The sequence below is a fragment of the Microbacterium pygmaeum genome (assembly GCF_900100885.1).
GTDB lineage: Bacteria > Actinomycetota > Actinomycetes > Actinomycetales > Microbacteriaceae > Microbacterium > Microbacterium pygmaeum.
Window position 1 is genome coordinate 1,084,935 of the sequence record NZ_LT629692.1, and the last position, 23,177, is coordinate 1,108,111.

The 23,177-nt window shown below is 69.9% G+C and carries 19 protein-coding genes; 10 read left to right on the top strand and 9 right to left on the bottom strand.

The genetic code is table 11. The features are described 5' to 3' along the window. The first annotated feature begins 9 nt into the window (after positions 1-9). The 4 genes from BLT19_RS04965 (at position 10) to BLT19_RS17540 (ending at position 6,728) form a co-directional block, all read left to right on the top strand. A complete protein-coding gene (locus tag BLT19_RS04965; protein WP_172825593.1) occupies positions 10-2,775 on the top strand; it encodes a BTAD domain-containing putative transcriptional regulator in 2,766 nt (921 codons plus the stop codon). Then, entirely contained in the window at positions 2,772-5,540 is a 2,769-nt protein-coding gene (locus tag BLT19_RS04970) for a BTAD domain-containing putative transcriptional regulator (protein WP_091487215.1), read from the top strand. The genes BLT19_RS04965 and BLT19_RS04970 overlap by 4 nt, the downstream gene beginning before the upstream one ends. Positions 5,541-5,697: 157 nt before the next feature. Then, positions 5,698-6,348 (top strand): hypothetical protein, encoded by a 651-nt coding sequence (locus BLT19_RS17535; protein WP_157681754.1) that lies wholly within the window; start codon positions 5,698-5,700, stop codon positions 6,346-6,348. Further along, a complete protein-coding gene (locus tag BLT19_RS17540) occupies positions 6,345-6,728 on the top strand; it encodes a DUF4870 domain-containing protein (RefSeq protein WP_157681755.1) in 384 nt (127 codons plus the stop codon). Before BLT19_RS17535 ends, BLT19_RS17540 begins: the two co-directional genes overlap by 4 nt. 138 nt (positions 6,729-6,866) lie before the next feature. Here the strand turns inward: BLT19_RS17540 and BLT19_RS04980 are convergent, their stop codons facing one another. Then, a complete protein-coding gene (locus BLT19_RS04980; RefSeq protein WP_091487219.1) occupies positions 6,867-8,564 on the bottom strand; it encodes an alpha-keto acid decarboxylase family protein in 1,698 nt (565 codons plus the stop codon). A gap of 92 nt (positions 8,565-8,656) precedes the next feature. Here BLT19_RS04980 and BLT19_RS04985 point away from each other — a divergent pair, with 92 nt between their 5' ends. Beyond that, positions 8,657-9,664, top strand: a complete 1,008-nt coding sequence (locus tag BLT19_RS04985) for an LLM class flavin-dependent oxidoreductase (RefSeq protein WP_157681756.1) — start codon at positions 8,657-8,659, stop codon at positions 9,662-9,664. Between the two features lie 17 nt (positions 9,665-9,681). Here the strand turns inward: BLT19_RS04985 and BLT19_RS04990 are convergent, their stop codons facing one another. Continuing rightward, positions 9,682-11,019: an APC family permease gene (locus BLT19_RS04990; protein ID WP_091487221.1), complete on the bottom strand. Its 1,338-nt coding sequence runs from the start codon at positions 11,017-11,019 to the stop codon at positions 9,682-9,684. Between the two features lie 81 nt (positions 11,020-11,100). Beyond that, positions 11,101-12,297 carry a DNA polymerase IV gene (gene dinB / locus BLT19_RS04995; RefSeq protein WP_091493336.1) on the bottom strand — a complete coding sequence of 399 codons (1,197 nt, stop codon included), beginning with the start codon at positions 12,295-12,297 and terminating at the stop codon, positions 11,101-11,103. 54 nt (positions 12,298-12,351) lie between these two features. Here dinB and BLT19_RS05000 point away from each other — a divergent pair, with 54 nt between their 5' ends. Then, on the top strand, positions 12,352-12,861 hold the full coding sequence (locus BLT19_RS05000) for a DUF6790 family protein (RefSeq protein WP_091487223.1): 510 nt from the start codon (positions 12,352-12,354) through the stop codon (positions 12,859-12,861). Between the two features lie 23 nt (positions 12,862-12,884). Here BLT19_RS05000 and BLT19_RS05005 read toward each other — a convergent pair whose 3' ends face one another. Next, a complete protein-coding gene (locus BLT19_RS05005; RefSeq protein ID WP_157681757.1) occupies positions 12,885-13,553 on the bottom strand; it encodes a response regulator transcription factor in 669 nt (222 codons plus the stop codon). A 134-nt stretch (positions 13,554-13,687) separates the two neighbouring features. Here BLT19_RS05005 and BLT19_RS05010 point away from each other — a divergent pair, with 134 nt between their 5' ends. Further along, complete coding sequence (locus tag BLT19_RS05010) at positions 13,688-13,972, top strand: GlsB/YeaQ/YmgE family stress response membrane protein (RefSeq protein ID WP_091487226.1); 285 nt, start codon at positions 13,688-13,690, stop codon at positions 13,970-13,972. 15 nt (positions 13,973-13,987) lie between these two features. On the opposite strand, the gene BLT19_RS05015 is transcribed toward BLT19_RS05010, so the two are convergent. Next, positions 13,988-15,313 (bottom strand): flavin monoamine oxidase family protein, encoded by a 1,326-nt coding sequence (locus BLT19_RS05015; protein WP_091487229.1) that lies wholly within the window; start codon positions 15,311-15,313, stop codon positions 13,988-13,990. Between the two features lie 54 nt (positions 15,314-15,367). Beyond that, the gene (locus BLT19_RS05020; protein ID WP_157681758.1) at positions 15,368-15,904 is read right to left on the bottom strand and encodes an NAD(P)H-dependent oxidoreductase; all 537 of its coding nucleotides are present in this window, start codon (positions 15,902-15,904) and stop codon (positions 15,368-15,370) included. Positions 15,905-15,984: 80 nt separating this feature from the next. Here BLT19_RS05020 and budA point away from each other — a divergent pair, with 80 nt between their 5' ends. Further along, entirely contained in the window at positions 15,985-16,728 is a 744-nt protein-coding gene (budA, locus tag BLT19_RS05025; protein WP_091487233.1) for an acetolactate decarboxylase, read from the top strand. A 52-nt stretch (positions 16,729-16,780) separates the two neighbouring features. After that, positions 16,781-17,008, top strand: a complete 228-nt coding sequence (locus BLT19_RS05030) for a hypothetical protein (protein WP_091487235.1) — start codon at positions 16,781-16,783, stop codon at positions 17,006-17,008. 17 nt (positions 17,009-17,025) lie between these two features. Here the strand turns inward: BLT19_RS05030 and BLT19_RS05035 are convergent, their stop codons facing one another. Continuing rightward, on the bottom strand, positions 17,026-17,232 hold the full coding sequence (locus BLT19_RS05035; RefSeq protein WP_091487237.1) for a three-helix bundle dimerization domain-containing protein: 207 nt from the start codon (positions 17,230-17,232) through the stop codon (positions 17,026-17,028). An 85-nt stretch (positions 17,233-17,317) separates the two neighbouring features. On the opposite strand from BLT19_RS05035, the gene BLT19_RS05040 reads away from it, so the two are divergent. Beyond that, positions 17,318-17,941, top strand: a complete 624-nt coding sequence (locus BLT19_RS05040) for a 4'-phosphopantetheinyl transferase family protein (protein WP_091487240.1) — start codon at positions 17,318-17,320, stop codon at positions 17,939-17,941. On the opposite strand, the gene BLT19_RS05045 is transcribed toward BLT19_RS05040, so the two are convergent. Next, on the bottom strand, positions 17,862-19,190 hold the full coding sequence (locus tag BLT19_RS05045) for a M1 family metallopeptidase (protein WP_091487242.1): 1,329 nt from the start codon (positions 19,188-19,190) through the stop codon (positions 17,862-17,864). The two genes, BLT19_RS05040 and BLT19_RS05045, sit on opposite strands and share 80 nt — an antisense overlap. Beyond that, entirely contained in the window at positions 19,187-23,173 is a 3,987-nt protein-coding gene (locus BLT19_RS05050; RefSeq protein WP_091487244.1) for a Pls/PosA family non-ribosomal peptide synthetase, read from the bottom strand. The genes BLT19_RS05045 and BLT19_RS05050 overlap by 4 nt, the downstream gene beginning before the upstream one ends. Positions 23,174-23,177: the final 4 nt, after the last annotated feature.

Below are 23,177 nucleotides of genomic sequence, written 5' to 3' on the forward strand. Positions count from 1 at the left end.
GGAGTGGCGATGAGTATCGAGGTCGATCTTTTCGGGGTGCTGGAGGTCAGGCGCGAGGGCGATGCCCTCGCCCTTCGCGGAGACATCCCACGTGCCGTCCTCGGCCGGCTGGCGTACAGCGCCGGTCAGCAGGTGACCACGGATGAGCTCGTCGCCGCGGTATGGAGCTCCGTTCCGGACAACGTGCTCTCGACGCTCCGGGCTCACGTGTCGCGCCTGAGGTCGGCGGGTCTGGGCGCCGCGCTCGTCGGCTCCCGCGGTGGGTACCTCCTCGATGTTCCCCGCTCCGCCGTCGATCTCACTCGATTCGTGGACGCGGTCGCGTCCGACAGCGGCGCGGAGGGCCGCGCGCAACGTCTCGCGCGCCTGATCGAGCTCGTGACGCTCGCGAGCCAAGAGCTTCTGACCGGTCTCGACGCGTTCCCGTTCGTTCAGGTTCTTCGCGCCGAGGTGAGCGAGCAGCGCCGGATCCTCGAGGAGGATCTGGGAGAAACCGCGCTCGAGCTCGGCGACCAGAGCCTTGCGACCGCCGTGCTCACCGAGGCCGTGATGCGGCATCCTCTGCATGAGCGGCCCGTACGCCTGCTCGCCACCTCGCTCGCCCGCTCCGCGCGACACTCCGACGCGATCGAGACCCTGGACACGTTCGCGGAGCGCCTGCTCGCCGACAACGGCCTCGACGCCTCGGCGCGCGTGGCTGCGCTGCGCGCCTCGATCGTGCGGCTCGATCCCGCGGTCGTCTCGCCCATCCGCGCCGGAGACACGGTTCAGCGCGTCGGTGTTCCGATCCCCCTCACCCGGTTCATCGGGCGGGCCGCAGACCTCTCCCGGCTGCGCGCGGCTCGGCATCGGGAACGGCTGATCACCATCGTCGGACCGGCCGGAGTGGGCAAGACCCGTATCGCGGTCGAGATGGCTCGAGAGGCGACGACCGCCCTCGATGACGAGCAGTACATGGTCGATCTCGCCGACGTCACCGATCCGGATGCCGTCGTCGGGGCGATCGCCGCCGTCGTGCGAGCGGCCGACCTGACGATCGACGCCATCGTCCGGCGGATCGGCGGTGTCCGTGCGCTCCTCATCCTCGACAACGCCGATCACGTCATCGGTGCGCTCGCCGTCGCCGTCGACGCGCTGCTGGCTCGGACGGACGCCCTTCGCATTCTGGTGACCAGCCGCGAACCGCTCCGGCTCGCCGACGAGCACGAGGTCGTTCTGCGGCCGATGAGCGGGGATGCCGCCGACGACGGCTTGCGGCTGTTCGCCGAGCGGGCCGCAGATGCCCGTGGCGGGCGTGGCTTCAACGAGTCGGAACAGGATGCCGCGAGGATGCTGAGCGCCGAGCTGGACGGCATCCCGCTCGCCCTCGAACTGGCTGCCGCCCGCCTCGACATCCTCGAGATCGACGAGGTCCGCAGCGGTATCGGGGCAGGCTCAGGCGCCGGCCGCCATGACAGCCTGCGCGAGGCGATCGGCTGGAGCGTGGCGCTCCTGGACGACGAGCAACGCTCGATGCTCGTCGCCGTGGCGCGCTTCGCAGGCCCATTCACTCCGGAGGCGGTCGCCGGCATCGCCGGGATCGACGAGATCCGCACACGGGAGGTGCTCGATGCGCTGGTGGGCAAATCACTCGTCGCCGTCGACCGCAGCGGGACCGGCCGGCGTCGTCTGCGCGTGCTCGAGTCGACGAAGGAGTTCGCCGCCGAGCTCGACGACTCGTCAACGGTCGATGCGTGGCGTGAACGGCATCGCGAGTGGTTCGCGCAATTCGTCTGGGAGCGGGGGCCGACGCTTCGCACCTTCTCGGCGCGAGACACCATGGCCGTCTTCGATGGATTCCGTGCCGACCTCGCGACTGCGATGGACTCGGCTGTGGCCTCTGGTGATCGTCACGCCGCCATGCGTCTCGCGGGAGGCCTCGCGCACTACTCGTATCTTCGCGGCCTTCTGCGGGAGGGGCGCGAGCGCATCGAGCGGGCGCTGACGATCGAGGGTCCTCGTTCGGAGGCTGAGCCTGTCGCTGCCCTGGAACTCGCGAATCTCGCCTACCAGCTCGGCGATGCGCCTGCAGGCTTCGTGGCAGTGGCGCATGCGGAGCAGACCGGCCGGCAGCTGGGTGACGATTCGGTGGTGGCGGTGGCCCTCGCCCGCGCGGGGTTCGGTCGATCGATGTTCGGCGACCTCGCGACGGGGGACGCGTTGATCGAGCAGGCGCGCGCCCTGCTCGAGACCGCGGAGCCGTGGGCTCGGAGTGAGGTCGAGATGGCCACCGGCCAGAAGCTGCGCGCTGAGGGCCGCTTCGACGAAGCGCTCGCGGCGCTGACCGAATCGAATCGAATCGCGGCATCGACCGGCTACACCTGGATGGTGACCTCTGCGCGGTACATCCTGGCCAAAGTGCTCGTCGACGCGCGACGCCCGAAAGAGGCGATTCGTGTGGCAGCGAACGCGGCTGAGTGGGCGAGGCAGAACGAGGATTCGGCAGCGGCGCTCGCGCTCGTCCATGCCGTCGCAGGGGCGTGCGCGTACGTCGAGCGGCATGAGGTCGGCGCGCGCCTCCTCGGCGCCGTGGACGAGATCGGGCTTCGCTACGATTACAGCACCGCGGCGGCGGAGGGAGACGAGGCCGACCGCTTGCGAAGGACGATCGCCGCCGGCCTGCCGCCGGGCGAGTTCGACCGTGAATACCGCAATGGCCGTCGACTGGGATGGGATGACGTGGCGCAGCTGATCGAACGGCTCCCGCAATCCGGAACCCGCCCCGTCACGGTGTGACCGACGTGCGCCTTCGTCTGTTCGGCAGCTTCGGTGTGGCCGGTGACGCGGCGCCGGAGCCCGTCCGGGGAGTCATTCCGCAGGCGATCATCGCCCGACTCGCGCTCGCCCGCCGCGAGTCGATCCCCGCTGAGCAGCTCGTGAAGGATCTTTGGTCCGACCCGCCTGACATGGTGCTCTCCAGCCTGCGGGCGCACGTCTCCCGGCTGCGCGCCCGAGGATGGGGCGACGTGCTCAGCGGTGGGCGCAACGGCTATCGACTGGATCTCGGCGATGACCAGGTCGATGTCCTGGAGTACCAGCTGCTCGCCTCCGGTCCCGCCGTCGACCCGCGAGGAGCCGGTGGGATGGACCGGATCGCGCAGCTGACCGCCGCCGAGGGGCTCTGGCGAGCAGATCCTCTCCCCTGGGCCGCAGGGTTCCCGTTCAGGAGCGATGCGGTCGCCCGGCTGCAGCTGCTCCGCCGACGGGCGACGCTCGAGCTCGCGCAGCTCCGCACAGACTCCGGGGCTCCGGCATCCGTCGTCGCTTCCGTCACCGAGTTGGTGGCGGGTGACCCTGCAGACGGCGAGATGGTCGCCGCCCTTGCACGTGCGCTGGCTCGCGCCGGACGCACCGCCGATGCGTTGGGCGCCATCGATGTACACGCTGAGCATGTCCGCGACCTCGGTCTCGACCTTGCGCCGCCGCTGGCAGAGCTGAGGCTGTCGATCGTGCGCCAGGACCCGCAGGTCCTCGGGCTGGCCGGCGCGTCGATCGACCGCGTCGTGGAACGGTCCGGAATTCCCATCCCGCTCACGCGCTTCGTCGGTCGCGGCGTCGATCTCGAGACGGTGCGGCGCGGACGAGCGGAATCACGGCTCGTCACACTCACCGGGGCGGCGGGGGTCGGCAAGACGCGGCTCGCGGTGGAGGTCGCACGTCGAGCGGGGGTGGACGAGGACGAATCGCAGTGGCTGATCGACCTGACCTCGATCGCGGAGCCGTCCGATGTCGTGCCGGCCGTCGCGGACGCCGTGGGAGCGGCGGATCACACAATCGATGCGGTGGCGCAGATCCTCGCCGGCCGTCGCGGCCTGCTGATCCTCGACAACGCCGAACACGTCCTCGGCACGGTCGCCACCGTGTGCGCTGCGATCCTGGAGCGATGCGCGGGCTTGAGCGTTCTCGTCACCAGCCGGGAATCGATGCGCATGGCGGGGGAGCGGGTCATCGTCATCGAGCCGCTGCTCGGCGAGCAGGTCGATGAGGCGGTCGACCTGTTCCTTCAGCGCGCGACGGATTCGAGCGGCATCCTCGGCTGGGAGGAGGCTCAGGTGGGGTCCGTCCGGACCATGTGCCGCATGCTCGACGGACTTCCACTGGCCATCGAGCTGGCGGCATCCCGCCTCGACGTCCTGAGCCTCGACGAGCTCGCCGAGTCGCTGCAGGACTCGGCCGACGGCGCCGAGGGGGCGCGCCGGCACGATTCCATCGACACGGCGATCGAGTGGAGCGTTCGCCTGACGACTCCGGACGAGCGGCGGATGCTCGGACAGCTCGCCCTCTTCTCGGGAACGTTCACCTTGGCGATGGCGTCCGGCATCTGCGTTCTGGACGGCCGTGACCCGCGGGAGGTCGCAGTCGCGCTCGCGCGGAAGTCGCTCGTGAGCACCGTCCCGGGTGTCGGTGAACGGCGATTCCGGATGCTCGAGGCTGTCAAGCGCTACGTGCGTCGGAACGTGCGGATCGACGACGTCGCGACCTGGCACGAACGGCACGCGCGCTGGCTCACCGAAGAAGCCGAGCGTCTCGCGCCACGGTTGCGGTCAGCGGAGGTGAAGCAGACCAAGGCCGCGCTCGTGGCCACCCGCCCGGATTTCGATGCCGCACTGACCTGGGCGATCGAGGCCGGAGACCGTCCTGTCGCGATGCGACTGGTGGCGGCGCTGGCATGGTTCTGGTGCGAGCGAGGCGGGGGACCGGACGCGGTTGACCTCATCGACCGCGTCATCGGGATGCCGGGGGAGCCGATGCCGGACGCCGAAGCCGAAGCGCTCCGCGCGGCGGCCTTCATCCGCGCGGTCGGCACGGATCCCCTGCCGCTGCTTCGCACAACAGCGCGCCTGGTCGATGTCGCAGAGCGCGCTGAAGATCCCATCCACCCCATGCTCGCCCGCGCGATGTCGGCGTATCTGTCCGCGCTCGCCGGCAACGAGGCGGATGCCGATGCCGACCTCGAACTCGCGGCCGCGGCTCGCGAGCGGGTGGGCGCTGCGCCGGTGTGGGCGGTCGCCGACTATCTGCTCGTCCGAGGCGACGTGCTGCGCTCGCTCGGTCGCCCCGCTCAGGCGCTCGAGGCTCTGGGTGAGTCGTACCGGCTCGCCCTGGACACCGGGAACAGCTGGGCACTGCGCGGTTCGGGGTTCGTCACCGGCAAGACGCTCGTCCAGGTCGGCCGCGCCGCGGATGCACTCGGTGTCCTTCGATCAGGGGCGCTCACATCGCTCGAGCACGATGATCCCACGAGCGCGATGGCCGCGATCAATGTCTTCGCCACCGCTCTGGTCGCCCTGGATCGCTGCCAGCTCGCTGTCGAGCTGTTCGGTGCGGTCGAGGTTCTCGGTGCCCGCTTCAACTACGCGCCGATCGCATCCGACGGCGAATACACCGATCGTGCCCGTGCCCGCGCGCGCCAGGCCCTCACTGCGGAAGAGTGGCAGGCAGCCCACGACCGGGGGATGACTCGGGATCTGCGCTGGATCGCTGCGCACCTCACGCCCTGACCGCGCCCGATGCAACGTGGGTGGGCGCCGAATTGCACGCCGATTGCGCGAGCCGGGCTGCCGGAATAGTCATGGCGCGACGCTCCTAACGTGAGTGTCGGCGTCGAGATCGGCGCCCGTCGCACAGGTTGCGGCGAACTCCGAACGAAGGCATCCCATGCTCACCGAAACCCTGCCCATGGCCCCGATCGCCGCCGCGCGACCGGTCGCCGTACCGCCACGCGACTGGCGTCCGCGTCAGCGCGCGAAGGCGATCGTCCTCACCGCGGGTGGCGCGATCTACGCGCTCAGCCACGCGCTCAACCTGCTGGGCTCCACGCCGACACTGGACAGCCCGGCCGAGATCGCGTCGAAGTACCTGTTCGGCGCCGGAGCGCTCCTCATCATGGCGGGCCTGGGTTCGCTCATGTCGCAGTTCCGTCGCTCTCCCCTCGGCGTGGCCGCCGTGCAGCTCACATGGGTGGGGATGCTGTTCATCCTCCTCAACGCCTACCAGGTGCTCTTCGTCTTTCCTGTGTACGGTTGGGAGGGCATCGGAGCCATCAGCGAGCAGGCTGCGATCGTGAACATCGCGACGATCCCCACGGTCATCCTCGGGCCGATCCTCCTCGCGATCGCCTCGTGGCGCTCCGGCGTCATGGCCTGGTGGAACGCCATGCTGCTGTTGGCGGCGACTGCCGCTGTCGCCGTCATGGTCGTCGTCCCCGAGTGGGAAGTGCCGCTGGCCATCTCCTCGACGATCGTCGCCGGAATCGCCTACGCGTTCGCCGGAGTCCGCGCGATGCGCACCAGCGAGGAGACCCGATGAGCGCCGCCGACCAGCACACGCCGGTCCTCGCGGACGGACTGTCTGCCGCCGACGAGCGCACCTGGACCTGGATCGCTCACCTCAGCGGGTTGTTCGCCTTCGTCGGACCCCTCGTGGTGTGGCTCATGCAGAAGGACAAGAGCCCCGTCGTCGCTCGCGAAGCCAAAGAGGCGCTGAATTTTCAGATCACCGTCGCCGCCGTGACCACGATCCTGTTCATCGCCGGGACGATCCTGTCGGTGGTGTTCGTGGGCCTGTTCATCCTTCTGATCACGCCGCTCGTGCCGCTTGTCGGAGTCGTCTTCGCCGTCATCGGGGCGGTGAAGTCGAACCAGAGCGGAACGTTCCGCTATCCGCTCACCCTGCGTCTCGTGAAATGACGCATGCTTCACCCGCCGACGGGCGCCGGCCTCTTCCGAGGACCGGCGCCCGTCGCGTTGAGCGGCGCGTGGCGTGCCGGATGGACGTGCGTGGACTGCGGGATATGGGATCTGTACGCGAACGCAGTCGGCCGGATCTCAGCGATCCAGTGGACGGTTGGCGTTCGCTGCTGCCGCTCCCAGGGCGCGGAGAACCGGTGGGACATCGAGAGGCGGTACCACCGCCTGAATGAGGGTGAGCGACTCGCTCCCGCGTGCGGCATCGAGGGCGTCGCGCAGTCCCTCATGGGTGGCGACGCGCACGCCAGTCGCGGTCTGTTCCGAGTCCATGGCCCGAACCAGGGCCGTCCAGTCCCACCGTGCGATGTCGTTGTACTCCTCTTCCAGTCCGTGAATGGCTCTCTCGACGGTGTAGCCGGCGTTGTCGACGATGACGATGACCGCCGGGATGCGATGGCGCAGCAGCGTGCCGAGTTCGCCGATCGTGAGTTGGGCGGCGCCGTCGCCGATCAGGAGAACGGGACGACGGTCGGGACGGGCCAGCGCCGCACCGAGCAGCGCGGGCAGTGTGAAGCCGATGGCGGCCCACAAGGGCTGGCCGACGAAGGTGACGTCGTGGGGAAGACGGTGGCCGGCCATTCCGTAGAACGAGGTGCCCTGGTCGGCGAGGACGGTGTCGCCCGGTCGCAGAAACCGTGTGACCTCGCTCCACAGGGCCGCTTGCCCGAGCGGTTCGTCCTCCACCTCGACACGGGGTTGGTCTTCCGGTCGGTGAGCGGCACCCGTGGGGATGAGTTGCAGATGCTCAGCCTCTTCGCGAACGGCGGATGTCACCGCGTGCAGAGCCGCAGACATGGCCAGCGGCTCGAAGCGCTCGCCGCCGACCGTTGCGTACTCCCCGCGGATCTCGATCGTGCGCGCACTGTCAATGCGCTGCGAGAAGAATCCGCTCGTCAGATCGGTGAATTGCACCCCGACCATCACGAGGACGTCGGAGTCTTCGATGACCGTTTGGACGGCGCCATCACTCGCCGCGCCGAGGTAGGAGCCGAGGTAGGCCTCAGCGGACTCGTCCACGACGCGGCGTCCCCACAGCAGCGTGGCGTGGGGGACGCCGAGCCGGAGCAGCCCGCGAAGAGAGTCTTCGGCGCTCATTCGTGACACCAGGATGTCGGCGAGCACGGCCACCGAGCGCGCGGCGGCGAGGCGCGCAGCGACGGCCTGCCGGAATCGGTCGACCACGTCGGGATCGGTGATCGCGGGATGCTGCGGCAGCGCCTGTCGCGGTGGCTCGGCCGGCGCTTCCGACACGTCGGCGGGAACGATCAGGTAACCGGGAAGCCGTCTGTCGCGCGCCGCGACGATGACGCGGTCGATCTCGGCGGAATAGCCGGCGGCGGTGAGGCGCGCCTGGTCGACCGTGACCTCGGCCGTCATGCGGGCGAAGTGGCCGAAGTCGCCGTCCCCCAGCGTGTGGTGGGTTGCACGCCCGGCGGCCTGTGTGGCGGTCGTCGGGGCGCCCACGACATGGAGCACCGGCACGTGCTCTGCGTAGCTGCCCGCGATCGCGCCGATTGCGGAGAGCTCGCCGACGCCGAACGTCGTGCTCAGCGCCCCGAGACCGTGCATGCGCCCGTAGCCGTCTGCAGCGTATGCGGCGCCCAGTTCGTTCGCGCACCCGACCCACTCGATGAGCGGATGCCGCTGCACGTGATCCAGGAAGGCGAGAGTGAAATCGCCGGGCACCCCGAACAGGTGTCGCACGCCCGCCTCGGCCAGGCGGTCCAGCAGATAGTCGGCCACGGTGTATGGGATCTCGAGACGCTCATCCGTCATGCGTCCACACAAGCATGCCCTCGCCCGCGTGCGTGCCGACGCGCCCGATCCGCACACGGAGGTGGTGTGCGAGAAGGCGACAGAATCTGATCATGGAGATCTGGCTGCATGGCTTCCCCACAGTCGGGGTGACCAAGGACTGGGCGGCGCAGGCGGAGTCGCAAGGCTTCGCGGGAGTCCTTCTCGCGGATAGCGAGACGTTGGTGGCAGACCCGTACGTCGAGCTGGCGATCGCATCGACGGTGACGCAACGGATCGGTCTGGGAGTCGCCGTCACGAACCCGATCACCCGGCACCCGGCGGTCACGGCAGCGGCGATCGCGAGCGTTCACGCCGAATCCGGCGGGCGGGCGGTGCTTGGCTTCGCGCGCGGTGACTCCGCTCTCCGGCAACTGCGTCTGGAGCCCGCGACGGTCGCTGCGTTTCGGCAGGCGATCATCGACGTTCGCCAGTACCTCGGTCACCAGGGGGATCCGCTCGGGCTGGCCAGTCCCGCGACTGCGTTGTCGTGGCTGCCGGCAGATCTCGCGAAGGTGCCGGTCGACGTCGCTGCGACGGGGCCGGAGGTGATCGCTGCGGGAGCTGTGCACGCCGATCGGATGACGTTCAATCTCGGCGCGGATGTGGACCGAGTGCGGTGGGGGATCGAACGGGCGCGCAGCGCGCGTGCCGCTGCCGGTCTGGAGCCGGCAGCGCTGTCGCTGGGCGCGTATGTCGATCTCGCATGCGCTCCGCTGCACGACGCGGTCGTCATGGTCCGCGGGAGCGCATCCATCTTCGCGAACTTCCTGGCCGAAGGCATGCGCTCCGGTGTCCCCGTCTCCGAGGAGGATGCAACGGTCCTCGGCGGGGTCGGTCGTGCATACCGCGAGCGTCAGCACGGTCAGTCCGATTCGCCGCAGGCGCTGGTCCTACCGGATGAATTCCTCACGCGGTTCGCGCTCTGCGGTCCCGCCGAGATGCTGCTCGAGCGAGTACAGGCGCTCCGCGACCTCGGCCTGGACCGGCTCGTCGTGGTTCCCGCGTCTCGTGACGTCGACGCGGCGCAGGTGCAGGCCGGCATCGCGGCCTTCGCTCGCGGAGTCCTCCCGTATCTCTGACCGCTCCGACCTCTCGCTCATCCGTCGACGCGCGCAGTCCGCTTCCGCGCCACACGGGCGATGAGGAACAGGACCGATCCCACGACGACGTACGCGGCCGCACCGAGCCACACGATGCCGGTCTGCTGGGCCAGCAGCACCAGGCTGGCGATGATCGCCAACACCGGAATGAAGCGCGGAACCGAAAAGTGCTTGTGATCCACCTTGTCCTTCTTCAGGACGAGCACACTCACGTTGGCCGAGAGGAACACGAGGAGCAGGAGCAGCACGGTGGTCTCCGCGAGGACTGCGACGTCGCCGATGAAGGTCAGCCCGATCGTGACCCCGGCGACGACCAGAATGGACACCCACGGCGTTCGGCGGTTGGGCAGCACACGGCCGAACGCGCGTGGAAGCAGGTCCGCCTCCGCGAGTCCGTAGCCGACGCGACTGGCCATCACCATGAACAGCAGTGCGCCGTTCGCGATGGCGACCAGCGCGATGAGACCGAACAGCCACGTCGGAACCGCGATGCCGCTGCCCTCGACGACATCCAGGAGCGGCCCTGTCGATTCGGCCAGCTCGGCCGGCGGCAGGACGATGACCGCACCGATCGCGATCAGAAGATAGACCACCGCCGCGGTGCCGATCGCCCCGAACAGCGCGCGTGGGTACGCCTTGGAGGGCTCGCGCACCTCTTCGGCCATGTTGGCTGCGGCTTCGAACCCGAGGAAGGAGAAGAACGCGATGACGGAGGCCGCGAACGCGCCTTGCAGCGGGGCGACGTCGGGCGCGAACTCGACGAGGCGACTCGGGTCGCCGTTTCCGCCGCCGAAGAAGATGCCGGCCAGCACGATCACGATGACCAGTCCGCTGACCTCGATGACCGATGCCACCAGGTTCGCTGTGAGCGACTCGCGCACACCGCGCAGGTTGATGAGCGTGAGCACGACGATGAACACGACGGCCGTCGGCGCCGAGGGGAGGTCGATGAGCGCGGCGAGGTAGTCGCCGGCGAAGGCGTTGGCCAGCGCGGCAGCTGTCGTGATGCCCGAGGCCATCATGAGGAATCCGACGAGGAATGAGAGATAGGGGATGCGGAAGGCCCGGTCGACATACCGCGCCGCGCCTCCCGCGTGCGGGTACTTGGTGATCAGCTCTGCGTAGGTTCCGGCCGTGAGCAGCGCCACCACGAGCGCGATGAGGAGAGGAAGCCAGATGACACCGCCGACGTCGTCAGCCATCGAGCCGACGAGCGTGTAGATGCCCGCCCCGAGGGTGTCGCCGACGATGAACGCGAACAGCAGCGGCGTGCCGATCGCCCGCTTGAGGCCCGTGCTCTCAGGGGGTGCCGACTCTGCGGTGTCCGTGGTCATCGCCCCACTCAACGAGTCTCAGGGTGCCGCTGCAACCCCCTGATGTTGGGGCAGTGCTCTGCAATAGGCTTCCGTGTTGCGTCATTCGTGCTCGGGGAGCACCGGCGTCGACCACCCGGGGTCGCGGCCCAGCTGGGTGGCCCGGGAGACCGATGCCGCACCGTAGCGGTCGCGCACCGCGTCGAGCACCGTGTCGAGGCGGGCGCCGTCGTCCCAGTCGATCGGCAGTTCCGGCTGGATGCTGTCGGCCTGCCCCAGCTGCGAGAGGGAGACGCCGATCAGCGTGATCCCGCGCTGATCGATCTCCGGCCGTGCGCCCGCGAGGAGCACACGGGCGACCCCGAGGAGCGTCGATGTACGGTCGGTCGGGAACCGGACGGTGTGCGAGCGGGTGGCCTTGGCGAAGTCTCCGAAGCGCAGACGGAGCACGACTGTGCGGCAGACCCGATCACGCTCGCGCAGTCGTCGCGCGAGTCGGTCGATGATCTGCGTGAGGAAGAGGTCGAGTTCCTCGGGGGAGCGTGGCCGGCTGCCGAGCGCCCGCTGGGAGCCGATCGAGCCGCGGCGCCGGGTGGTGTCGACGGGGCGCGGGTCACGCAGCCGGGCGAGCGCATGCAGATGCGCGCCGGTCGCTCTGCCGAGAAGCCGCTCGGCAGTGGCTGCCTCCAGTTCGGCGAGTTGTCCGACGGTGTGGATGCCGAGGCGATGCAGCTTCTCGGCCGTCACCGCACCGACGCCCCAGAGGCGCTCGATCGGGAGGGGCAGCAGGAACGCCTCCTCGCGTTCGGGCTCGACGATCAGCAGCCCGTCCGGCTTGCTGACCGCGCTGGCGACCTTGGCGAGGAACTTCGTGCGGGCGACCCCGACGGAGATGGCGAGACCGACCTCCGCGCGGACCCGCTCGCGCAGACGGACGGCGATCTGCTCCGGCGTGCCCGCGAGTCGCCGCAGCCCGCCGACCTCCAGAAACGCCTCATCGATGGAGAGGCCTTCCACGAGGGGTGTGGTGTCGCGGAAGATCGCGAACACGTCCTTGCTGGCTGCGGAGTACGCCTCCATCCGCGGGGGGACGACGACGGCATCCGGGCACAGCTGCATGGCCTGGCGGCCGCCCATCGCCGTGCGCACCCCCCGTGCCTTGGCCTCGTAGCTGGCCGCCAGGACGACGCCGCCACCGACGATGACCGGTCGGCCGCGCAGGTGCGGCGCATCCCGCTGCTCCACCGAAGCGTAGAAGGCGTCGAGATCGGCGTGCAGCACACTGGCATCGCCCTGCATCCCGCCCCCGTCCGTTCCGGCGATCGTCGCACGCAGCGCCGACACGCCGATACCATGGACGCGTTTCGCACCCTGGAGAATCGAGTGGCCGTGGGCTATTTCATCGTCGTGATCGCGCAGACGGTCGTGCTGCCGCTCGTCTCCGGCATCATCGAGCTGGCGGCGACCGGTGGTGATCCCATCCTGGTGTTCGGCAAGTGGTGGGTCTTCTGGGGCGTCGGGACGAGGCTGCTGCTGGCCGGGGTCGTGCAGGTCTCCGGCAGAGGGCAGACCGCCGCGATCCTCGGCGCCGACAAGCCGAGCGTGCAGGAGACGCAGCTGGCGCGAGAGCTCGGCACCGCCAACATCGGCATGGGCCTGGCGGGGCTCCTGGCGCTGGTCCCCGGCTGGGCGCTTCCCGCGGGGCTTGCGGGTGGCGTCTTCCTGCTCCTGGCTGGTCTGATGCACGTCGCCAAGAAGGGCAAGAACCAGAAGGAGGCGGTCGCGACCTGGACCGATCTGGTGGTGGGAGTCGTCGTGCTTCTCTTCGCGATCGCCACGCTGGTGCGGGCGCTCGCCGGCTGAGCAACGGCTCGGCGCGTCGCGGCTCAGGGCCCGCCGCGCCAGTGCTCGATCCTGTGCGTGTCCGGCGCGAACCCGTGCGCGACGCCGTAGAGCACCGCCTGCGTGCGGCTCGAGGCGCCGATCTTGCGGTACACCGAGCGGATGTAGGACTTCACGGTGTTCGGACTGAGGTAGGTCAGCCGCGCGACGTCGGCGTTGGTCTTGCCCTGTGTGATCAACGCGAGGATCTCCGACTCGCGGTCGGTGATCCCCTGCAGCCGGCCGGGCCAATCCGATCCGGGCGCGCTCGCGACCCGTCGCGTGTGATCGGTGATGACGGTCTCGCCCGCGTGCACTGCCTCGATCGCTGCGACGAGCTGCGGAGCGGTGAGCGTCTTGGACAGATACCCGTCGACGCCGAGCGCGCGCGCCGACTCGATCAGCTCGGGCTGGAAGTTCCACGTGTAGACCGCCACCCGCCGCGCGCGCGGGTTCTGCACGAGTGCGGCGATCTCCTCGTGGTCGGACTCGGGCTGCGCGAAGGAGTCGTAGAGGACGACGTCCGCCTCGTCGAGTGTCTCGGTGTTCGCATTGATCTCGACCACGACGACCCGGTCGTCGTATTCGTCGAACATGTGGGCGAGGCCCTTGAGCACCACGTCGTAGTCGTCGACCAGCGCCACGCGGATCGGGGTGGTCGGTGGAGTGCGCACGCTCCAGCTTTACACCCTCAGGGGTGTATCGTCACACCCTCAGGGGTGGTGGAGTTCACCTATGAGCCCGTCGGCACAGCATCGACGGGCGGACATCGAGTGTCATCTGACGCTCACGAACGAAGGAACGCACCATGCTCTGGACAATTCTCGGACTCATCGTCATCGGGCTGATCGCGGGACTCATCGCGCGCGCAGTCATTCCCGGCAAGCAGAGCATGGGCATTCTGCTCACCATCGTGCTCGGCATCGTCGGCTCGTTCGTCGGCGGCTTCCTCGGGTTCCTCATTTTCGGCAGCGACCCGAACGGCGGCTTCTTCCAGGCATCGGGCATCATCGGCTCGATCATCGGAGCCATCATCGTGCTGGCGATCTACGTCTTCGTCGCGCGACGCAACGGCACGGCGCGCCGGTCCTGACCGTCGGAGTGCCGATCAGCGCCGCCATGCGGCGCTGATCGGCACCTTCCGTCCCAGCACGTTCTCCGCGGCGCGATGCCCCGAACACAGCGCGGCGGTCACCGTGGCCGGGTCATCCGTCCACGTCGCCTCGCCGGCGAGGTGCAGCACGCCGCCGATCGGCGTCGCGAGATCGTCGTGGTCGGCGGTCGTCGATCCCACAGTCATGTAGGCGTACGACCCGCCGGCGAAGCGGTCGCCCTGCCAGTCCGTGATGTGCACGTTCGTGGGCTGCTCGAGGCGCTCGCCGTACAGGCGGCGCAGCTGGTCGAGCACCGACGCGACCACCTCGGTCTCCGGCCACGAGCGGATCTCCCGCGCGGCCGGACCGGCGGCGAACGTCAGCAGCGTCGGCGTCCCGTGCAGGGCGGTCAGGTCGTACCACGAGTGCCACCGACGGCTCTCCGGCCCCTGCTGGCGGATGGCGTAGACCCCTTCGTCCCAGAATCTCGAGGGGAAGCGCAGAAAGATCTTCTCGAAGGCGTTCATGCGCAGACGTCCGAGGGCGCCTGCCACGGGTTCCGGAAGCGCGGGATCGACGGTGAAATCGTCCGAGTGCAGGACGCCCACCGGAATCGTCACGATCGCGTCGTCCCCGGCGAAAGCACCGCTGTCGGTCGTCACGATCACCCCGCCCGTCGACCACGACACCCGTGAGACGATCTGCTCGAGCCGCACGTCCAGCCCGTCCGCCAGCCCCGCCGGCAGACGGTCGTAGCCCTCCGGGAAGACGACTTCGTCGCCGTCGATCGAGTCGTCGTCCAGCCCGTGCGCGGCGAGGTCGTCGATCCAGGCGCCGTACTGCTCCTCCGACCGGTGCTCGAGATACTCGCGGACCCGCTGCTCGCGGTCGGCGTCCCAGCCCTGCAGCGCCAGGGCGGCGTCGGTCACGTCGCGGTACGAGGCATCCGGCGCGGATAGGGCGACCACCTCGAGGAGGCTCGCGTCGACGGTGCGGATGTCGTCGATGAAGCGCCGTGCCGCAGCATCCGACAGCTTGTCTCCGTCCGGACCGTAGTAGGCGATCGGCCGACTGTCCGGCTGATACCCGCCGACGCTGAACTCGACGGTGCGCATACCGAATTCCTCGGCGGCCGCGGCGACCGGGCTGTCGGTGATGCCGTGGATCCACGAAGCTCCGAGGTCGGTCACCAGGCCGTCGCTGCGGTCGGTGAGGATGCGCCCGCCGACGCGATCACGGGCTTCGAGCACGACGACGCGTCGTCCTTCGTGTGCAAGCAGGCGGGCGGCGGTCAGGCCCGCGACCCCCGCGCCGATCACGATCGTCTCGAAGTGCTCCATCGCGTGCTCCCGTTCCGCGCGTCGGGTTCGCGCAATCCGACCGTAGCGCCCGGGCTATGTCCGAAGCAGTGCCGCGGCCGCGGCGACGGCTCGGTCGATCTGCGCGCGCAGCGCGTCGCCGGTCACCTCGCCCTCGGTGAAGTCGGAACTGCGCGAGTACACCGCGAGCGGAAGAGCGGATGCCTCGAAGAAGGCGAACAGCGGGCGCAGGGCGTGATCGATGGCGAGCGAGTGCAGGTCGCTGCCGCCCCCGGCGGTGAGCAGCACGGCCGTGCCGGCCAAGTCCTTCTGACCCACGAGGTCGAAGAACTGCTTGAACAGCCCCGTGTACGAGCCCCGGTAGATCGGGGTGCCGACGATCAGCAGGTCCGTCGACTTCACCCGCTCGAGCGCCGCGGCCAGGGCCGGCGACGTCTCGCCACCGGTGATCGACCGCGCGAGATCGACCGCGAGGGAACTGAGCTCGATGATCTGCACGTCCGCGCCCGCCCCGCCGGCGTGCTCGAGGCCGTCGAGGATCGTCCGCAGCAGCGCCGTCGTGGTCGACGGGTATCGCAGGCTGCCCGAGACGGCGGTGATCGTGGAACTCATGTCGCCGATCCTAGAACCGCACTCCATCCGCGCCCCTTGTGTGTCATCGCGTTGCACCGTGCCGCGATAGCCTCGGCAGCGTGACGACACCCCAGCTCGCGGATTCCGCCGTGATCCAGTTCGCCGTTCTCGATGCGCTGCTGGCGGGTGCCTACGACTCGGGCATGTCGGTCGCGACCGTGCGGACGCTCGGCGACTTCGGCGTCGGATGCTGCGACAGCCTGGGCGGCGAAGTCGTGATCCTCGACGGCGACGTCTTCGAGTGCACGGTCGATGATCCTCCGGCACGGATGACGGATGCCGAGATCCTGCCGTTCGTCGACGTGTGCACGTTCCCCGCCGGGGCGTCCGAACCGATCGCCGGACTCGGACTCGGCGAGCTCACCGACCTCCTCGAGCAGCGTCTGGTCAGCCGCAACCTGTTCCACGCGGTCCGCATCGACGGCGTGCTGGGATCGGTGCGGGTCCGGGTGACGCCGCGGCAGCAGCATCCGTTCCGCCCGCTCGCGGAGGTGACCGCAGGGCAGATCGAGACGACGCTCACCGGCGTACGCGGCACGCTCGTGGGGTTCTGGGCGCCCGCGATCTATCAGGGGATCACCGTCGCCGGGCTGCACATCCATTTCCTGGCTGACGACCGCAGCGTCGGCGGTCACGTGCTCGACGTCCAGGTCGACCAGGCGGCGCTGCAGCTCTCGGCGTACGCGCGCTTCGACCTGCGGCTGCCGACCGACCCGCACTTTCTGGGCACCGAGCTGACCCACAACGAGGACCACCGCATCGTCGCGGTCGAGGGCGGCGTCCACGCCGGCGCCCCTGCGTAGCCCCTCGCGGAGCGTTCACCGCGATGTAACCCGCGCGTGGCATCCTCGGCGCATGTCGACCTCTGAACCGTTCCTGCCCATCGAGAAGCCGACGAACGAGTCGCCCGCCGAGGAGTTCGCGGAGTTCGAACTGGATGTCGATGATGAGCCCGACATCCTCCCGGGTGCCGACGACGACGACGAGGTCGCGCCCGAGTTCCCCGCGAACGGGCTCTTCCAGCCGCCGGTGCCGGGCGAGCGGATCACCGAGGAGCAGCTCGAGTCGGACCTCGACGAGTAGCGCCTCGTCAGGACCGCCTACGGCTCGAGGTGCTTCAGGCGCTTCTTGGCCTGCTTCTCGACGAGCACGGCGACGAAGTCCCGCACGTGCGCCTCGTTGAGCTCGTCGTAGGACTCGGTGACGACGGCGCGGACCGTGTCGACGGAATGCTGAGGGAACTTGGCACACAGCCGGTCGACGATCTCCTGGATCGTGTTCGCGTCATCGGCGAGGTCATGCGGCATGTGGAGCTCCTGGGGCGGCGAGGCGGGCTTCCAGGCTACGCTCCCGACGCGCCGATCGCGCACGGATCGCTCCTAGGCTGAGTCCATGTCAGCCGGTCGTGCTCGCCTCGGACCCGTGCTGATCGCCTGGCGCGCAGCATCCGTCGCAAAGCGCTTCGACGCCGGACGCGCACTGCTCGGCGAGCTCGTGCGCGAGCTGACAGGTGCCGTCGATGTCGAGATCTTCCGGGACTGCCCGCGCTGCGGCGCGGACGATCACGGCCCCCCGCAGGTGCGGGGGCTGCCGGTCGCGGTGAGCGTGAGCTATGCGGGGGAGATGGTGGCAGTGGCGGCAGTGCGGGTGGTGAATGCCGCGGCCGTCGGGATCGACATCGAAGCCCACGGATCCGCGCACCGGGTCGACGAGCTCGGACCGCTGTTCGCGCCGCACCCGGTGCCCGATCTGCGCGGCTGGACGCTGGTGGAGGCGGCGCTGAAGGCCGACCGGCGGGGGCTCAACGTCGATCCTTCGACCGTTCGGCTCGACCGCGCGGCGACCACGATCCTCGGGGAGGGATTCGCGGTGTCCCGACCGGACGATGCCGACCCGGTGACCGCCGCGGCCGCGCCGGGGCCGGAGGGCTTCGTCCTCAGCGTCGCCGTGCGGGCGTCCTGCGCAGCCGGGTCCCCGGCAGCATCGGCAGGGGCAGCTCGTCCAGCCACGCGCTGAACAGCGGCCCGAGCGCGATTCCGCTGATCTCCTCCGCGAGGGCGACGAAGTCGCTGCCGACCGCCGTCGAGGCACGGTAGCGCCGAGTCCACTCGTGCAGGATCGCGAAGAACGCCTCGTCGCCGACCGTCAGCCGCACCGCGTGCAGGGTCAGCGCGCCCCGTTTGTACACCCGGTCATCGAACATCAGCTGCGGCCCGGGGTCGCTCAGCAGCAGATCCTGCGGGAGAGCGACCAGGCGTGCGAGGTGTGCGAGCGCCTTCTCGTGGGCACTCGGGCCGCCGGAGCGCTCCGACCAGATCCACTCGGCATAGCACGCGAATCCCTCGTTGAGCCAGATGTCGCGCCAACGCGCGAGGCCGACGCTGTTGCCGAACCACTGGTGCGCCAGCTCGTGGGCGATGAGGCGCTCCAGCCCGTGCGCGCCGTCGATGTGGTTCGCGCCGAAGATGCCCATGCCCTGCGCTTCGAGGGGGATCTCCAGTGCGTCCGCCGCCACGACCACCGTGTAATCCGGAAGCGGGTAGGGACCGAACGACTCGGCGTAGACGGCCATCATCCGCGGGAGATCGGCGAAATCGGAGTGCACGCGGTCGGCCAGAGCGCGCGGGTAGTGCAGTTCACCGGAGGTCGGGCCGAGGTCGATCGGCTCGGTCGTGTACCGGCCGATCTGGACGGTCGCCAGATACGTCGGGGTGGGCGCATCGCGTTCGAACAGCCAGGTCGTCTTGCCGCCTCGGGTCGTGCTGCGGCCGATGCGGCGACCGGCCACGACGGTGTAGCCGGGGTCGGTGGTGAAGGAGATCCGGTAGGTCGCCTTGTCGCCCGGCACGTCGTTGCAGGGGAACCAGGTGGGGGCGCCGGTGGGCTGGGCGGCCACGAGCACGCCGTCGGCGAGCTCTTCCCAGCCGATCGTGCCCCACCGCGAACGCCGGGGCCGGGGAGCGCCGGCGTAGGTGACGGTGATCTCGAACGGGGCGCCCGCGGGCACGGCATCCGTCATCGTGATCCACAGCTTGCGATCGGTCTGCCGGAAGCCGGCGTTCTTGTCCCCGGCCACCCGCACGCGCGTCGCGCGAACGCCGACGAGGTCGAGCGAGATCGTTCGCGTCGTCGCCAGCGCAGCGCCGCGGAGCACCGCGACGCCGCTCAGGCGATTCGTGGAGACCTTGTATTCGAGGCTCAGATCGTACGAGTCGACGCTGATGTGCGGGTCACCGCTGTGAGGTGTGTAGGTGTCACCGTTCATACGTCGGCCGACTGGTACGAGCGCACCTTCACCGCTCGCCACGGTCCGATCGGATTGCCGCTCCACCTGCTGCCGACGGGAACGGTCTCGCCGCGCATGACCAGCGACGCCGGGCCGACGGTCGCGTCCGCGCCGATGGTCGCCGCCGGGAGGATCACGCTGTGCGGACCGAGCGTCGCCCCCGCCTCGAGGGTCACCGTGTCGATGCTCATCACTCGATCATGGAACAGATGCGTCTGAACCACACATCCGCGGTTGACCGTCGCGCCGTCGCCGAGGATCACGAGGTCGGGTTCGGGCAGCCAGTAGCTGTCGGTCCAGACGCCACGGCCGATCTTCGCCCCGAGGGAGCGCAGCCACATCGCCAGGGCGGGCGTGCCCGCGGCGGCGTTGGCGAACCAGGGTGCGGCGAGCATCTCGGTGAACGTGTCGGACACCTCGGTGCGCCACACGAAGCTCGACCACAGCGTGTGCTCGCCGGGGCGGATGGGACCGACGATCACCCATTTCGCCGCGGTGGTGATCGCTGCCGCGACCGCGCCGGCGAGCATGACGACCACGCCGGAGAGCGCGACGGCCGCCAGCAGCCCCCACCCCTCGATCAGTGCGGAAAGGGCGAAGATCACGCTCAGGCCCAGCGCGCACGTCACGAAGACGGGGACGATGCGGCAGATCTCCCACAGCGTGCGGGCCACTCGAAGCGACGGGCGCGGTTTGTACGTCCGCTCCAGATCCGCGTCGTTCACCACGCGGCGCAGGCGCACGGCGGGCGAGCCCAGCCACGACGAGCCGGGCTTGGACCTCTCGGGCGCGACCGACAGCACGGCGACGAGCCCGTCGCGGGGCACGCGGTGGCCGGCGGCCGCCATCCCCGAGTTGCCCAGGAACGCGCGCTTGCCGATCCGCGCCTCGGCGAGGCGCATCCACCCGCCTTTGAGCTCGTAGGTGGCCACCATGGTGTCATCGGCGAGGAACGCACCGTCGTCGATCGTCGTCAGGGACGGCAGGAGGAGGACGGTGGATGCTTCGACGTCGTGGCCGATCTTCGCTCCGAGCATCCGCAGCCACACGGGCGTGAACAGGCTCGAGTAGATCGGGAACAGGAACGTGCGCGCCGAATCCAGCAGCCGCTCGATCGTCCAGGCCCGCCACGCGACGCGGCTGCGCACCGGGTGCACGCCTTCGACGAGCCCGATCGAGAACAGGCGCACCAGCACGACGACCGCCCCGGCGAAGGTCAGGCCGGTCGCCAGGGTCGCCGGGATGAGCCACAGCGCTGCCGCCGGGACGGCGTCGGCGATCGAGGCCGATCCGGCGATCGCCCGCGCGATCACGATCCCGCCGACGGCGAATGCCAGGAAAGGAAGCAGGCCAAGCACCACCGACGAGGCTCCGTACGCCCACAGCCAGCGCTTGGGCGCGGGCGGGCGTTCCGGGGCGAGCGGCGAGGAGGTCCCGCCGACGCGGGCGGCTGGGGAGCCCGCCCAGCGCTGCCCTGCCCGAACGCGGCCGAAGACGGCTGATCCGGGTGCGATCTCGGCGTTGCGGCCGATCTTGGTCCCTGGGGCGAGTGTGCTGCGGGCACCGATCGACGCGCCCGCGCCGATGCGGATGCCGCCGATGCGCACCGTGTCACCGTCGATCCAGTAGCCGGAGAGGTCGACCTCGGGTTCGATGGCCGCGCCCTCGGCGATGACCAGCATGCCCGTCACGGGGGGCAGTGCGTGCAGATCGACGTTCGGGCCGATCTTCGCCCCCAGCGCGCGGGCGTAGTAGCTGACCCACGGAGCCCCGGCCAGACCGACCGGATCGATCTGATGCGCGATCTGTTCGGCGAGCCAGAGGCGCAGGTGCACGGAGCCGCCGCGCGGATGGTCGCCGGCGTGCACTCCGGCCAGCAGCAAGCGGCTGAACCCGGCCGAGACCGCCATGCGTCCGAACGGGCTCACGAACAGGATCAGCCCGCCGAGGATGACCCACCACGGCGCATCCGGGAGGAAGTCGAATCCGGGGAACAGCTGCAGGATCCAGCCGGCGGTCAGCAGCCACATCGTCCAGCGCAGGCCGGTCAGGATGAACAGGGCGACGCCGGCGATGCTCTGCACCCACTGCATCAGCCGGGGAGTCGGCCGGGGGGTGCTGAAGGTGGCCGGGACACCGTCGGAGTCGGATGCCTCGGCCTCGACGGCATCGGCCATCCGGCGCAGCCGGGGCAGGTCGTACACGTCGGCCATCGTGAAATCGGGCGCCCGCGTGCGGATGCGCGAGACCAGCTGCGCGGCGGCGAGGGATCCGCCGCCGAGCTGGAAGAAGTCGGCGTCCTCGTCGACCGGGCGGATGCCGAGCACCGAGAGCCACTGTTCACCCAGCCACGCCGCGGTACCGGTGAGCGGCGAGTCCGCGGCATCGAGGTCGGTCAGCGGCCACGGCAGTGCCGCCTTGTCGACCTTGCCGGAGGTGCGCACCGGCAGCTCATCCATCACCGCCAGCAGCGGGATGAGCGGGGCGGGCAGGGTTTCGGAGAGCTCCACGCGGGCGGTCTGGCGGTCGAATCCCTCGGTGGGCACGACGTAGCCGACCAGCAGCGGAACCCCGCCTTCGGACTTCTGCACGACGACGGTCGCCGCCGAGACGGCGCTCAGTGCCTGGAGGGCGGCCTCCACCTCGCCGAGCTCGATGCGGCGTCCGCCGACCTTGACCTGGTCGTCGGCTCGGCCCTGGAAGAGCAGTCCCTCGTGGTCGGCGCGCACCAGGTCGCCGGAGCGGTAGGCGCGATCCCAGCCGAGCGTCGGCATCGGGGCGTACTTCTCGGCGTCCTTGGCAGGATCCAGGTAGCGGGCGAGGCCCACTCCGCCGATGATCAGCTCGCCGACCTCGCCGTCGGCGACGGGGAGACCGTCGCCGTCGACGACGGCCAAAGCCCAGCCGTCCAGCGGCAATCCGATGCGCACCGGTCCCCGGCCGTCCATGATCGCGGCGCAGGCGACGACCGTGGCCTCGGTGGGTCCGTAGGTGTTCCACAGTTCACGGCCTTCGCCGACGAGCCGTGCGACGAGTTCCGGCGGGCACGCCTCCCCGCCGAAGATCAGCAGACGGACGTTCTCGATCGCATCCTGCGGCCAGAGGGCAGCCAGCGTGGGGACGGTCGAGACGACGGTGATGCCGTGGCCGACCAGCCACGGACCGAGGTCTTCGCCGGAGCGGACGAGGGAGCGCGGCGCGGGGACGAGGCAGGCGCCGTGGCGCCAGGCCAGCCACATCTCCTCGCACGACGCGTCGAAGGCGACCGACAGACCCGCCAGCACACGGTCGCCGGGGGCGAGCGGTGCGTCCTGCAGGAACAGTCGTGCCTCCGCGTCGACGAACGCTGCCGCCGAGCGGTGCGAGACCGCGACGCCCTTGGGAACGCCGGTCGAGCCGGAGGTGAAGATGATCCACGCATCGTCATCGACGCTCGGCGGCGGCACGATCGCGATCGAGCGCGAGCTCGGGTGCGGGTCGGCGCCGTCGAAGAGACCGGCGCGCAGCAGCGCCGGTGGAGCGCTCGCCGCGGCCGCCTCGCCGCGTTCGGTGTCCGCCGCGGGGACTGCGGCATCCCGCTCGGACGGCTCGTACGCACCGCGTCCGGTGATGACGCCCCGGACCCCGGCTTCGCCGAAGACGAGGTCGGCGCGCTCCTGCGGATCATCGGCGTCCACCGGAACGTACACGGCACCGGCCGCGAGCACGCCCAGGATCGACAGGTAGAGCTGGCGATCTCCGGACGGCATGCGCACGCCGACCCGGTCGCCGCGTCGCACACCCTGCTCGTGCAGGCGCGCCGCGGTGCGCCACACCTGGGCGAGCAGTTCGCCGTAGCTGAGGGCACCGTCGGCATCTTCGATGGCGGATGCCTCGGGAAAGCGCGCCGCGGTCTCGCGGAGGATGTCGATCAGCGTCCGCGGGGGCGTCGCGGCCGAACGGCGATCCAGATACTCCTGCACTGTC